The organism is Ruegeria sediminis (assembly GCF_005938215.1).
Taxonomy (GTDB): domain Bacteria; phylum Pseudomonadota; class Alphaproteobacteria; order Rhodobacterales; family Rhodobacteraceae; genus Ruegeria; species Ruegeria sediminis.
Genome location: NZ_VCPD01000003.1, coordinates 370,248 through 383,363, shown reverse-complemented (window position 1 = coordinate 383,363; position 13,116 = coordinate 370,248). Strand labels below are relative to the sequence as shown.

12 protein-coding genes are annotated in these 13,116 nt (G+C 65.6%); 4 read left to right on the top strand and 8 right to left on the bottom strand.

The annotated features are described in order from the left end of the window. Positions 1 to 38: 38 nt before the first annotated feature. Both FGK63_RS10335 and FGK63_RS10330 read left to right on the top strand, forming a co-directional pair. Positions 39 to 773: a glutamine amidotransferase gene (locus FGK63_RS10335; RefSeq protein ID WP_138841854.1), complete on the top strand. Its 735-nt coding sequence runs from the start codon at positions 39 to 41 to the stop codon at positions 771 to 773. A gap of 116 nt (positions 774 to 889) precedes the next feature. Beyond that, positions 890 to 2,551 carry an FAD-binding dehydrogenase gene (locus FGK63_RS10330; protein ID WP_138841852.1) on the top strand — a complete coding sequence of 554 codons (1,662 nt, stop codon included), beginning with the start codon at positions 890 to 892 and terminating at the stop codon, positions 2,549 to 2,551. Positions 2,552 to 2,586: 35 nt separating this feature from the next. Here the strand turns inward: FGK63_RS10330 and FGK63_RS10325 are convergent, their stop codons facing one another. The 5 genes from FGK63_RS10325 to FGK63_RS10305 all read right to left on the bottom strand — a co-directional run bounded on the left by FGK63_RS10325 (position 2,587) and on the right by FGK63_RS10305 (position 7,899). After that, positions 2,587 to 3,045, bottom strand: coding sequence for a cupin domain-containing protein (locus tag FGK63_RS10325; RefSeq protein ID WP_138841850.1), 459 nt, complete (start codon positions 3,043 to 3,045; stop codon positions 2,587 to 2,589). 96 nt (positions 3,046 to 3,141) lie between these two features. After that, positions 3,142 to 4,299 (bottom strand): patatin-like phospholipase family protein, encoded by a 1,158-nt coding sequence (locus FGK63_RS10320; RefSeq protein WP_138841848.1) that lies wholly within the window; start codon positions 4,297 to 4,299, stop codon positions 3,142 to 3,144. A 44-nt stretch (positions 4,300 to 4,343) separates the two neighbouring features. Next, complete coding sequence (locus FGK63_RS10315; RefSeq protein WP_246044000.1) at positions 4,344 to 5,090, bottom strand: YbaY family lipoprotein; 747 nt, start codon at positions 5,088 to 5,090, stop codon at positions 4,344 to 4,346. Positions 5,091 to 5,201: 111 nt separating this feature from the next. Next, positions 5,202 to 6,980 (bottom strand): SLC13 family permease, encoded by a 1,779-nt coding sequence (locus tag FGK63_RS10310; protein WP_138841846.1) that lies wholly within the window; start codon positions 6,978 to 6,980, stop codon positions 5,202 to 5,204. A 106-nt stretch (positions 6,981 to 7,086) separates the two neighbouring features. Next, positions 7,087 to 7,899, bottom strand: coding sequence for a TIGR00282 family metallophosphoesterase (locus tag FGK63_RS10305; RefSeq protein WP_138841844.1), 813 nt, complete (start codon positions 7,897 to 7,899; stop codon positions 7,087 to 7,089). A 161-nt stretch (positions 7,900 to 8,060) separates the two neighbouring features. Between FGK63_RS10305 and FGK63_RS10300 the strand changes: the two genes are divergently transcribed. Next, positions 8,061 to 8,297, top strand: coding sequence for a putative hemolysin (locus FGK63_RS10300; protein ID WP_138841842.1), 237 nt, complete (start codon positions 8,061 to 8,063; stop codon positions 8,295 to 8,297). A 3-nt stretch (positions 8,298 to 8,300) separates the two neighbouring features. Here FGK63_RS10300 and FGK63_RS10295 read toward each other — a convergent pair whose 3' ends face one another. Beyond that, the gene (locus tag FGK63_RS10295; RefSeq protein WP_138841840.1) at positions 8,301 to 8,867 is read right to left on the bottom strand and encodes a 5-formyltetrahydrofolate cyclo-ligase; all 567 of its coding nucleotides are present in this window, start codon (positions 8,865 to 8,867) and stop codon (positions 8,301 to 8,303) included. Continuing rightward, positions 8,864 to 10,258: a magnesium transporter gene (gene mgtE / locus FGK63_RS10290; protein WP_138841838.1), complete on the bottom strand. Its 1,395-nt coding sequence runs from the start codon at positions 10,256 to 10,258 to the stop codon at positions 8,864 to 8,866. The genes FGK63_RS10295 and mgtE overlap by 4 nt, the downstream gene beginning before the upstream one ends. Positions 10,259 to 10,396: 138 nt before the next feature. On the opposite strand from mgtE, the gene guaD reads away from it, so the two are divergent. After that, positions 10,397 to 11,686, top strand: a complete 1,290-nt coding sequence (gene guaD, locus FGK63_RS10285; protein ID WP_138841836.1) for a guanine deaminase — start codon at positions 10,397 to 10,399, stop codon at positions 11,684 to 11,686. Between the two features lie 67 nt (positions 11,687 to 11,753). On the opposite strand, the gene FGK63_RS10280 is transcribed toward guaD, so the two are convergent. Next, positions 11,754 to 13,088: an 8-oxoguanine deaminase gene (locus FGK63_RS10280; protein ID WP_138841834.1), complete on the bottom strand. Its 1,335-nt coding sequence runs from the start codon at positions 13,086 to 13,088 to the stop codon at positions 11,754 to 11,756. Positions 13,089 to 13,116: the final 28 nt, after the last annotated feature.

The following is a 13,116-nucleotide window of genomic DNA, read 5'->3' as shown; positions in this document are numbered from 1 at the left end:
TGTTGCCAAGCGGCGCACGAAGGGGCTAAGGGCAGGCGATGAAACGCTTTCTGATCCTGCAGCTTCGCCCCGAAAAGGATGCGGCGGATGCCGAGTTCGCCTCGATCCTCGGTAAAAGCTGCCTGCCGCCCGAACGCGCCCACCGCATCCGGCTGGACTGCGAGGACCTGCCGCCGGGGCTGCAGGTCACCGACTACGCCGGCGTCATCGTCGGCGGCGGCCCGGGCTGCGTCAGCGACGAGCCATCCGCGAAGTCCGCGATGGACGCCCGGATCGAAGCCACGATCATGGGGCTGATGCCACAGATCACCAGGACGGATCATCCGTTCATGGGATGCTGCTACGGCCTTGGTATCCTGGCGGCGCATCTTGGCGGCGAGGTCAGCAAGGCCCGCTATGGCGAACCCGTCGGCCCTTCGACCTGCACACTTACCCAAGAAGGCGCGCAGGATCCGCTGACCACCGGCCTGCACCCGGTCTTCGACGCCTTTGTCGGCCACAAGGAGGCGGTGCAGACCCTGCCGGTTGGCTGCGTTCACCTGATCGCATCCGAGCCCTGCCCGTTCCAGATGATCCGCTGGGGTCGGAATGTCTATGCCACGCAGTTCCACCCCGAGGCAGACGCCATGGATTTCGAGCAGCGCATCAACATCTACCGGAACTACGGCTACTTTCCGCCCGAAGACGCCGAGCGGCTGATCTCGCTCTGCCACTCCGCCGAGGTGACGCAGCCGGGCCTGATCCTGCGCCGGTTCGCCGAACGATACGGATGACCTCGCGGCACGCGGCATTGCGCAAACGGCGAACTGACCGCTAGGCTGGCCGCAGGACGGTATCGGGAGCGGTTACGTGCCGTGCGGCCCTCCCCCGCCTTAAGGGAGGAAGCGGCATGACCTCAAACTCTGCGGACGCGATCGTCGTCGGCGCCGGACTGGCCGGACTGGCCGCTGCCGCCGAACTGGGCGACCGGGGCAAACGGGTGATCGTGCTGGACCAGGAACCCGAAGGTTTCCTTGGCGGCCAGGCGTTCTGGAGCCTCGGCGGCCTGTTCATGGTCGATACCCCCGAACAGCGGCGCATGGGCATCAGGGACAGCCACGACCTGGCGTTGCGCGACTGGATGGGCAGCGCCAGGTTCGACCGCCCCGAGGATGACTGGCCCCGGAAGTGGGCCGAGGCCTTTGTCGAGTTCGCCGCGGGTGAAATGCGGCCCTGGCTGCACCAGATGGGGTTCCGCTGGTTTCCTGTCGTGGGTTGGGCCGAACGCGGCGGAACCTATGCCGACGGCCACGGCAACTCGGTCCCGCGCTTTCACATAACCTGGGGCACCGGTCCCGGAGTGGTGCAGCACTTTGAAAACCGCGTGCGCGCGCATGTCGATGCCGGTCTGATCGAACTGCGCTTTCGACATCAGGTCAGCCGGATCGTCATGCAGAACGGCGCCGCAGCCGGAGTATCGGGCGAGATCCTCGCCGAGGACGCCGCCGCACGCGGACAGAAGACCAACCGGGAACAGGTCGGCGCGTTCGAAATCCACGCGCCCTCGGTGCTCGTGACCTCGGGCGGGATCGGCGGAAATTTCGAGATGGTGCGCAGGAACTGGCCCCGCGACCGGCTGGGCGAACCACCGCAGGACATGGTCGCGGGCGTTCCCTTCCACGTCGATGGCCGGATGATCGCCGTCAGCGAACAGGCGGGCGGCCACGTGATCAACGGCGACCGCATGTGGCATTACACCGAAGGCGTGCGCAACTGGGACCCGATCTGGCCCGCACACGGCATCCGCATCATTCCGGGGCCAAGCTCCATGTGGTTCGACGCGCGCGGCAACCGGCTGCCGCCGCCCTGCCTGCCGGGCTTCGATACGCTGGCCACCCTGCGCGAAATCCTGAAGACAGGACACGAATACAGCTGGTTCGTGCTGACGCAAAAGGTGATCAAGAAGGAATTCGCCCTGTCCGGTTCCGAGCAGAACCCGGATTTCACCTCGGGCAGCTGGATGGAGGTGATCCGCCAGCGCATCCTCTCGGGCTCCAGGGCGACCGGGCCGGTCGAGGCCTTCAAGGAAAAGGGCGAGGATTTCGTCGTCGCCGGCACGCTGCCCGAACTGGTCGAAGCGATGAACCGCCTCGGCGGGGGGCTGATCGACGAAACCCACCTGCGTGCCCAGATCGAGGCGCGGGATTCCCAGATCGACAACCCGTTCTCGAAAGACGTGCAGATGATGGCGATCCATGCTGCGCGGAACTACCGCGGCGACCGCCTGGTCCGCACCGCCAAGCCGCACCGGTTCCTGGACCCGGCCAACGGACCGCTGATCGCGGTGAAGCTGCACATCCTGACCCGAAAGACGCTGGGCGGGCTGCAAACCAACCTGGACAGCCAGATGATAGGCGCGAATGGGCAAGTCGTCCCCGGCCTTTTCGCCGCAGGCGAGGTGGCGGGATTCGGCGGCGGCGGGTATCACGGCTACAACGCGCTCGAGGGCACGTTCCTCGGCGGATGCATCTTTTCGGGCCGCAACGCGGGCAGATCCAGGGCGATCGCCTGACGGCGGGTCCGACAAGGGGTTCCGGCGTTTCCCGTCTAAAGCGGCGGGCCCAAGAACTCGATCTGCCACTTCCTGCTGAAGGCGTTCAGGGATTCGGGATCCAGTTTGCCGCCCTTCATCGTTTCGGCAAGGCCCGAGAAAAACGCAGCCGCGTCCAGGCCCGGAACGATCATGATAAGCTGCCGTGACGGCGTCGACGCCTCGTTTCTGAACGCATGGACCGCGCCTCCGGGGATCGTCACCACGTCGCCGGTTTCGGCGGTGAACCGTTTTCCGTCGATTTCGTACAGGTATCTCCCTTCGAGAACCCGGAAGATCTCGGTTTCCCTGTGCCGGTGCAACGGCGGACCAAAACCCGGCGCATTCTCGGTTTCGATGATCGACATGCTTCCGTCGCTGTCGCTGGGCTCCATCCGCACATGCAGCTTCAACCCGATCTCGGGAATGTGGAGCGGCGCGTCACTCAGGCGCGAATGCAGGAAATGGAACGGCATCGGTGCATCCCGGTTTCTGTGTCCATGCCCGCAGATGTTAGGCGAGACACGACATCCGCGCCAGCCTCGCCCCCCGCGCGCGCAAGTGGATCGCACTCAGCGCGGGATGGCGCGAAAGCCTTCGGGAACACGCCCTGTCCAGACCGTCCCGTCGCGGGCCGCCGCCTGCCCGAGCGCATAGATTTCCTGCAAATGCCTCTGAGTGAAGTCCAGCGCGTGCGCGGCCAGCGGCCAGTCCGGGCGGATATAGGCAAGCGACAGCTTCGCCCCGCTCTGCCGCAGCAGCGTTTCGGTCAGCGCCAGATCCGCGTGAAGCCCCGCGCGGAACAGCGTCGTGACGGCGCGCCCGCTCAGGCTGGCGGCATTGGGATGAATCACCTCGAAATCCGCCTCGACCGCGTTGTTGACGATGATGTGATAGGTCGCACCGGCGCCGCCCTCGCGCCGGATCACGCGCGGGTCGGGCGCCCAGAACTGCGTGATGACGCCCGCATCGGCATGCAATTCGTCCCGGATCCCAAGCACCGACGGCGCCGAGACCTGAACGGGCGTGAAGGCGGCTGGTATCGCCGCAGCCGCGACAAAGATGCCCTGAATGGCCTGCGTCGCTTCGGCGCCGCCGATTTGTGCGATCGCGCCGATGTCCCAGACCGCCACGCGCTGCGCATCCAGATCGGTGGTCGCGACGAACAACCGCCTGCCCTCCCGGTGTTCGCGCGCGATCGCGGCGATCACGTCCGGGGTCAGCACGGTTTGCACCAGGTTCGACAGGGCGTTGCGCTCGAAGGCCCCGGCATCGAACAAAAGCCCCGAAACCCGCAGTTCCGGCCGCTTCAGCTTGCCCGTGCGGTTCAGGACCAGATCCTCGAGCCGGCGGTCATAGTCGGGCCCGAGAAAGGCGTAGGGCGCGATGATCGCCCCGATGCTGACGCCGGTGACGACATCGAATTCGGGGCGGGTTCCCTTGGCCGTCCAACCGGTCAGGACACCGGCTCCGAACGCCCCGTCCGGGCCGCCGCCTGACAGGACCAGAACATCCCGCACGTCGCGGCCACGCGGCAGATGCGCGGCCAACGACCCTGCCGGGTCATCCGCCCAGAACCGCAGATCGCGCGAGACGACCTCGGGTGCGTCCGTGCGGTCCCCGGTCATCTCCGTTCCGCGCTCGAACGGCGCGCAGGCCGCCATGATCGCCAGCACGCCAATCCCGACAAGACCCGCGATCCGGCTGCGCCGGAAGCCCAGTTTGTTCATTTTCTCGATCCGATGTTCGCCGGTGAACGCCCTTAGGCGGACCGTTACTTTTTGGCCTCGAAGCGCATGACCAGATCCCCTGCGCCATTCGCCAGCACCAGTTGGTCGCCTTCGACGAAGTATTCCTGAACCGTTGGCAGGGTCTGCAGGAAGTCCCGTTCGATCTCGTCATAGGGCGGCGGGCAGGCCATCATCGTGACGGCCATGTTTCCGGGAAAGCTGATCTCGCCCTCGGCGATTTCGGCCTGTCCGGAAAACCGGTTGCACCCGGCGTTGCCGCTGATCGCTCCCGCCTCGGCAAAGGCGAGCTCGGGCTTTTTCTCGACCTCCAGCGCCTGGCCGTTCAGCTCGGTCGCCTGCCATGTCGTGTTGTCCAGAACCGCCGCTCGTTCCTCGGCGACCCTGACCAGCACCAGATCGACGGTGTCCCCGGCCCCACGGGTCAACACCGGATAGGCGGTGTCGGTGGTGAAGAGCAGTTTCCCCGCCTCACGGATCGAGGCCCGGACGACATAGCTCATGTTCTTGGCGATCAGCGCGTCGTCATAGCTGAGTTGGAATTCGGCGGGAACGCCCTTCAGCGCATAGCGTTGCGACGACAGAACCACCGCAGGAGCATCGGCCAGCGACACATCCATCAGGGCGACCTCCAGGACCGCGCCCGGCGGCACGGCGATGCGTTCGCGATAGGTTGCGGTGCCCTGAACCGTTCCGGCCTGTGCCATGTCATACCCTCCGGCCCAGATCAGAAACCCGGCCAAACCCGCAGCAAACACTCCCTGTACACGCATGATCGACAACCCTTTTCTCTCTACGGCAGCATGTCCAAGATCGTGCAATCCCACGCGAATTCAACCCGCGGCGGCCGGGATCGGCGGTAATGCGCTGCCCGATGCCGGGGGTCAGAGCGGCCAGATGAGCGGTATCAGCAACGACGCCAGCAATCCCACCGACAGGTTCAGCGGAATGCCGACGCGCATGAAATCGGTGAATTTGTACCCCCCGGGACCGTAGACCATCATGTTGGTCTGATAGCCGATGGGCGTCGCGAACGACGCCGACGCCGCCACCATGACCGCCACCACCAGCGGGCGCGGATCGACGCCGACGGCCTGCGCCAGCCCGATGGCGATGGGGGTGACCACGACGGCGACCGCATTGTTCGACACAAGCTCGGTCAGGACCGACGTCAGCAGGTACACCGCCCAGACGACCATGAAGGGCGGCACCATGGTCAGGCCCGGCGCCAGGGCATTGACGATCAGTTCGACGGCGCCCGAGCTTTCCAGCGCCGCGCCGATCGCGAGCATGGCGAAGATCAGTGCCAGCAGGCGGCCTTCGACGAACGAAAACGCCTCGTCGGCATCGATGCAGCGCGTGACCAGCACGATCGCCACCGCCAGGACCGACAGCAACAGGATCGGCGCGACGCCCAGCGCCGCCAGCAGCACGATCCCCATCAGGGACGCGATCGCGATGGGGGCATGGCCGCGCCGGTAGGCCCGTCCCGAGGGTTGCGACACGTCCACCATGTCCATGTCCGCCGCAAGCCTCTGGATGTCCGCGGGCGAACCTTCCAGCAGCAGCGTATCCCCCACGCGGACCACCAGCTGATCCAGCTGCCGTCCGATGTTCTGGTTGCGCCTGTGAACGGCCAGAACGTAGACGCCATAGCGCCGCCGCAAGCGCATCGCGCCAAGCGTGCGCCCCACCATCCGGCAGCCCGGCGTGATCAGCACTTCGACCGTCCTGGTTTCGACCGCCGAAACCTGGTCCACGCGCTTGAGTTCCTTGTTGCTCTGCAAACTCAGGAGTTCGGTCATCTGGGTGCGCAGCACGACGCGGTCGCCGACCTGCAACTCGACGCCTTTCAGGTTGCGGCGCAGCGATTCGTCGCCGCGGATCACGTCGATCAGCCGGACGCCCGGGCGCTTGAACAACTGGACGCCCGTCACCTCGCGCCCGATCAGGTTGCTGTCCGGGGGAATGACCGCCTCGGTGAAGAACTTCATCTTGGACCGGTCGCTCAGCATCGTCGCCATGCTGTCGCGTTCGGGCAGCAGATGCGGCGAGACGAAACGCAGGTAGAGCATCCCGTATGCCACCAGGATGATCCCAAGCGGCGTGACCTCGAAAATCGTGAAGGCGGTCAGGCCCTGGGCGCGGGCCACACCGTCCACCAAGAGGTTCGTCGAGGTTCCGATCAGCGTAAGCGTACCGCCAAGGATCGCCGCGTAGCTGAGCGGGATCAGCAGCTTCGAGGCCGGTACGTTCAGCGTGCGGGCGATCTGCACGAAGACCGGGATCATAACCACGACCACAGGCGTGTTCGAAACGAAGGCCGAGGCGATCACGACGAACCCCATCAGCAGCGCGATGGCAATGCGGGGGTTGGTCTGCGCCTGCTTCTGCGCCTGTGACGTGAAGGCGTCAAGCGCCCCGGTCCTGACCAGGGCGCCCATGATGATGAACATCGCCGCGATGGTCCAGGGCGCCGGGTTCGCCAGCACGGCCAGGCCGTTCTGGTAGGGCAGCACCCCGGTCACCAGCATCAGCGCCACGCCGACGATGGCCACCACTTCGGTCGGGTATATTTCGCGCAGGAACATGACAAACATGGCCGCGACGATGACCAGCGCGAGGATTGCGCTGCCGGTATCTGAAAGCTGGAGGAGATGCATTCGCGGTATTCTGCCCGATACTCTTGCCTGGACCAATCGCCCGTCGGGCAGTTTCACGCATTGCCGGGCGGCGGGCAAGCCCATCCTGCGTCAGGCAGGATCGGCTTCAGGGTCCTGCCTGCTCCAGCCGGCCACCGACACGCACCATGCGCACCGAATTGGCGGCCCCGGTCCGGTCGTCGGTCTCGACAAGGACACCCGACAGGGTCGCCTCGCCGGTCGCGGGCGTGAACCGCGCCTTGGCCATGCCGGTGATGAAGCGGCGCATCGGCTCTTTCTTGTCCATCCCGATCACCGAATCATAATCGCCGCACATGCCCGCGTCGCTGAGATACCCGGTTCCGCCCGCAAGCACCTGCGCGTCCGCCGTCGGAACATGCGTGTGCGTGCCTACGACCAGACTGGCCCGGCCGTCGCAGTAGTGCCCCATCGCCATCTTTTCCGAGGTCGCCTCGCAATGCATGTCGACGATCACCGCCTGCGCCTGGCCGCCGCGCGGATGCGACTTAAGCACGGGCTCGATGGCCGAGAACGGATCGTCAAAGGGCCGTTTCATGAACACCTGCCCCAGCACCTGCACCACCAGCACCTTGCGCCCGCCGGGCGCAGCATACAGGCGATGGCCCCGCCCCGGCGCGCCCTTGGCGTAGTTGAGCGGCCGCACGATGCGCGGCTCGGTCTCGATGAACTGCAGCATGTCCTTCTGGTCGAAGGCGTGATCCCCAAGCGTCAGGCAATCGGCCCCGGCCTCGAGCAGCAGCTTGGCGTGCTCGCCGCTGAGCCCCATGCCGTTCGAGGCGTTCTCGCCATTGACCACGACGAAGTCGAGCCGCCACTCCTTGCGCAGGCGCGGCAGATGCTCTTGCACGGCGGCGCGCCCGGCGCGGCCCATGACATCACCAAGAAACAGTATCTTCATGGGCATCCGTCCTAGGCGTTGCGTGTGGCAAGGACAAGCGGGAACAGACGCCGTGGCGGCATGGCCGTGTTTGGAATTGGGCTGACCTGAATTTGCCGTGGGGTTGAAATTTTTGCGGGCGGCTGCAACCTGACGTAATCAAACCATCAAGGATCCGTTCGATGAAAACCATTCTCTGCTTCGCCGTCCTCACCGTGATGGCCAGCGCCGCCTACGCCAAGTCGGCCCCCGAGACCAAGACGTCCATGGCCAATCCGGCGGCCACCTTCTGCGTCGAGAATGACGGGGAATACCAGATCCGCAAGGACGCGGATGGCAGCGAATACGGCGTCTGCATCCTGCCGGACGGGCAGGAACTCGACGCGTGGGAGTTCCTGCGGAGCCATTTCGAGAACTGACGTTCAGAAACTCAGCACCCGGCTTTCGGTGACGATCATGTCGAGCCGCTGGTCGGTCGGTTCCACCGGCAGGCGATCGGCCTCCTGCGCGTCAAAGGCGAATCCGATGGCAAGCGTCGGCCTTTTGGCGCGCAGACCTTCCAGCGTGCGGTCATAGAACCCGCCGCCATACCCCAACCTGCTGCCCTGCGCGTCAAAGGCCACCAGCGGAACAATCAGGATTTCGGGATCGAAATAGTCGTCCGCCACCGGCACCCGCGCGCCGAACGGCCCGTCCTTCATGGGGCCTTCCGGGGTCCATCGGGAAAAGCGCAACGCCTGCCCCGGCCCCTGGATAACCGGCACGCCGACCGGGCCATGGGCCGCGGCCTCGGCCATGGCCGGCAGGGGATCGATTTCAGTTCGGATCGGCACATAACCCGACAGGGGCACGCCGCGATAACCGGCCAGCACTTCGGACAGCCGGCCGGCGGCGCCCGGCGGGCGGCTTTCGAATGCCAGCTTGCGGCGGGCAAAGGCGGCCTTGCGCGCGGCGGCCTTCACTTCGGTCAGATCAGTCGTTTCGGTCACAGCAACACCACGCTGGCAAGCCCAAGAAAAATAAAGAACCCCATGACGTCCGTGGTCGTGGTCACGAAGGTTCCCGAAGCCAGCGCCGGGTCAACGCCCAGACGGTCCAGCACGACAGGTACTACCGTACCCGCAAAGCCCGCGATGATCATGTTCACGACCAGAGCCGAGCCGATCACGACACCAAGCATCGGAGAAGCGAACCACATCATCCCCACGGTCCCGAGCACGATCGCGAAACACAACCCGTTGAGCATCCCGACCATCAGTTCCCGCCGGATCACGCGCGCCACGTTCGAGCCGGTCAGGTCGCGCGTGGCAAGCGCGCGGACAGCCACCGTCAGGGACTGCGTTCCCGCGTTGCCGCCCATGGATGCAACGATAGGCATCAGGATCGCCAGAGCCACCAATTGATCGATCTCGGCTTCGAACTGGGAAATCACCAGAGAGGCGCAGATGGCCGAAATCAGGTTCACCGCAAGCCACGGCAGGCGGCGCCTGCTTGTTGTCGCCACGCTGTCGGACAGCGAACTGTCGTCGCTGACGCCGGCCAGCCTCAGCATGTCCTCTTCGTATTCTTCGTCCAGCACGATCATGGCGTCATCGATGGTGATGACGCCGACCAGCCGGCCATCCTGATCCACGACCGGGGCCGAGATCAGGTGGTACTGGTTGAACGCATAGGCCACGTCTTCTTCGTCCTGGTCGATGGGAATGACGTGGAAATCCTCTTCCGCGATGTCCTTGAGAGGCACCTCGCGCCGGGTTCCCATCAGCTTGCCCAGGCTCACATAGGAAATCGGCTTGAGCCGCGGGTCCACCAGGATGATGTGGTAGAACTGCTCGGGCAGGTCGTCGCTGGCGCGCAGGAAATCGATGGCCTGCCCCACCGTCCAGTGCTCGGGCGCCATGACCACTTCGCGCTGCATGAGGCGCCCGGCCGAGTTTTCCGGGTAGGACAGCGCCTTTTGCGCCGCCACCCTTTCGGCATCCTCGAGAACCCCCAGAATGGCCTTCTGTTCAGGTTCGTCCAGATCTTCCAGCAGATCGACCACATCGTCGCTGTCAAGATCGCGGACGGCTTCGGCCAGAACGTCCGGAGACAGGACGCGGATCACCTCTTCGCGGACGCCTTCTTCGAGTTCCGACAGGATCTCGCCGTCGAACTCGCGGTCGTAAAGGCGGATCAGCCGGGTTCTGTCGTAGGGGTTGATCTGTTCCAGAAGGTCGGCGATGTCCGCGGCGTACAGCGGCTCCATCAGTTCGGTAAGCTTGTCCCGATCCTCGATGTCCACCGCGTAGAGGATCGCCGCCACGGTCTTCCGGTCCAGCGCATAGGCATCGTCATCGCGGGATTGTTCGGTGCCAGCGGTGTCATCGCCTGTCGTCATGCGCTGCCCCTTTCTCGTTGATTGGCCCTTAAATAGAAGAAGCTGCTACCTGAAAACAATGACAATAGCGCGATTTACCCGCATCTTCCCGCCACCTATGCTGAGGACCGGTTCCAAACAGGCGGAGATCAAGACGAGATGGCGCAGGATACCCTTCTGAAAGGGCGCGTTCTGTCCTTCACCGGATCGCCCTTCGAGGCCGAACCGGAGGACGCGGTGCAAGTGAACGAGGCCGTGGTTCTGTCCGGCGGCAGGATTGCGGCGGTCGGCGGCGCGCAGGACCTTGCCAGGGCCCATCCCGGGGCCGAAGTGACGGATCACGGGGAAAAGCTGATCCTCGCGGGTTTCGTCGACGCGCATGTCCACTATCCGCAGACGGCCATGATCGCCAGCTGGGGCAAGCGGCTGATCGATTGGCTGAACAGCTATACCTTTCCGGAAGAGATGAAATTCGCCGCGCCCGATTACGCCGCCGGGATCGCCGCCCGCTACCTGGACCTGACCGCGGCCCACGGGACCACGACCATGTGCAGCTTCTGCACCATCCATCCCGAAAGCGTGGACGCCTTCTTCGCCGAGGCGCAGTCGCGCGGGCAACGCGTCGTCGCCGGCAAGACCTGCATGGACCGCAACGCGCCCGAAGGGCTGCGCGACACCGTGCGGACCGCCTATGACCAGTCCAAGGCGCTCTTGCAGAAATGGCACGGGGTGGACCGGCTGTCCTACGCCATCACGCCGCGCTTCTCTCCGACTTCGACGCCCGAGCAGCTCGAGGCCATGGGCGCACTCTGGGCTGAACATCCGGACTGCCTGATGCAGACCCACCTGAGCGAACAGACCGACGAGATCGAATGGGTCAGATCGCTGTTCCCGTCCGCACGCGACTATCTGGACACCTACGAAAGCTTCGGCCTGCTGGGCGGGCGCGGCCTATACGGTCACGCCATCCATCTGGAACCGCGCGAACGCGACAGGCTGCGCGAGGTGGACGCGGCGCTGATCCATTGCCCCACCTCGAACACCTTCATCGGTTCGGGCCTGTTCGACATGGCCGGGCTGATGTCCCGGGGCCATCGCATCGGGCTGGCGACCGACACGGGCGGCGGATCGAGCTTTTCCATGCTTCGCACGATGGCCGCGGCCTATGAGATCGGGCAGTTGCGCGGGGTGCCGCTGCATTCGGCGCAATTGCTGTGGCTGGCGACCGTCGGTTCGGCCCGGGCGCTGCGGATGGATGACGCGATCGGGAACGTCGCTGCCGGGATGGAAGCGGATCTGGTCGTGCTGGACCTCGCCTCGACACCCGCCATCGCCCAGCGGTCGGAACGCGCCCAGGACCTGTGGGAGGCCGTCTTTCCCACAATCATGATGGGTGACGACCGGGCGGTGGCCGAGGTGTGGATCGGCGGACGGCGCGTCACGGGCTGAAGCGACGCGCCTTGCGGCGCGTGCCTCCGGCGGGAGTATTTGCCAAAAAGATGAAGGCTGGGCGTGGCTAGGCTTGCAGAGCGCGGGCCAGGCGGTTCTGGCGTTCGATCAACGCCGGCAGGTCGATCGTCGCGATCTGACCGTCGCGGACGATCTGGCGGCCTTCGACGAACAGGTGCCTGACGCGGGTCGGACCGGCCAGCAGCAGCGCCGCCGGATCCCAACTGCCGGCGCTGTCGATGCCGCTGGTGTCCCAGATCGCGATGTCGGCGCGTTTGCCGGGCTCCAACCGCCCGCAATCCGGGCGGTTCAACACATCGGCGCCGCCGCGGGTCGCGATCTCCAGCGCCTCGCGGGCGGACATGGCGTCCGCGTCTTGCGCCACCCGTTGCAGCAGCATGGCCTGGCGGGCCTCGGCGATCAGGTTGCCGCTGTCGTTCGAAGCCGAGCCGTCGACGCCCAGCGCGACCCGCACGCCCGCGTCCCGCATCGCCCGCACTGGCGCGATGCCCGACCCGAGGCGGCAGTTCGAACAGGGGCAATGCGCCACCCCGGTTCCGGACCTCGCGAACAGGCCGATCTCGTGCCCGTCCAGTTTCACGCAATGCGCGTGCCAGACATCGGGGCCGGTCCAGCCCAGATCCTCGGCATATTGGCCGGGGCGACAGCCGAACTGCGCCTCGGAATAGGCGATGTCCTCGTCATTCTCGGCCAGATGCGTGTGCAGCATCACGCCCTTGTCGCGCGCCAGAACCGCCGCATCGCGCATCAGGTCCCGGCTGACCGAGAAGGGCGAGCACGGCGCAAGCCCCACTCGGCACATCGCCCCCTCGGACGGGTCGTGAAAGGCGTCGACGACGCGGATCATGTCATTCAGGATCGCGTCTTCGCGTTCCACCAGGCTGTCCGGAGGCAACCCCCCATCGCTTTCGCCGATGCTCATGGCGCCGCGGGTCGGGTGGAACCTGATCCCCAGCTCGGCCGCCGCCGCGATGGTGTCGTCAAGGCGCGACCCGCCCGGATAGAGGTAAAGGTGGTCCGAACTCAGCGTGCAGCCCGACAGGGCCAGTTCCGCGAGGCCGATCTGGGCCGAGACGAACATATCCTCGGGCCCGAAACGGGCCCATATGGGATAGAGCGTCCGCAGCCAGCCGAACAGCAGCGCGTCCTGCCCGCCGGGCACCGCCCGGGTGAGGCTCTGGTAGAGGTGGTGATGGGTATTGACGAGGCCGGGCGTGACCACGCATCCCGAGGCGTCTTGGATTTCGCCCGGGCTCGCCAGATCCTTGCCGATTTCGGCGATCTGGCCGCCGCGGATAAGGATGTCGGCGCCGTGAAGTTCGCGGCGGCCGTCATCCATGGTCAGGATGGTATCGGCGTTTCGTATGAGGATTTCGGTCATGGCTTCACACTCCTGCAAGCGCCCGTCT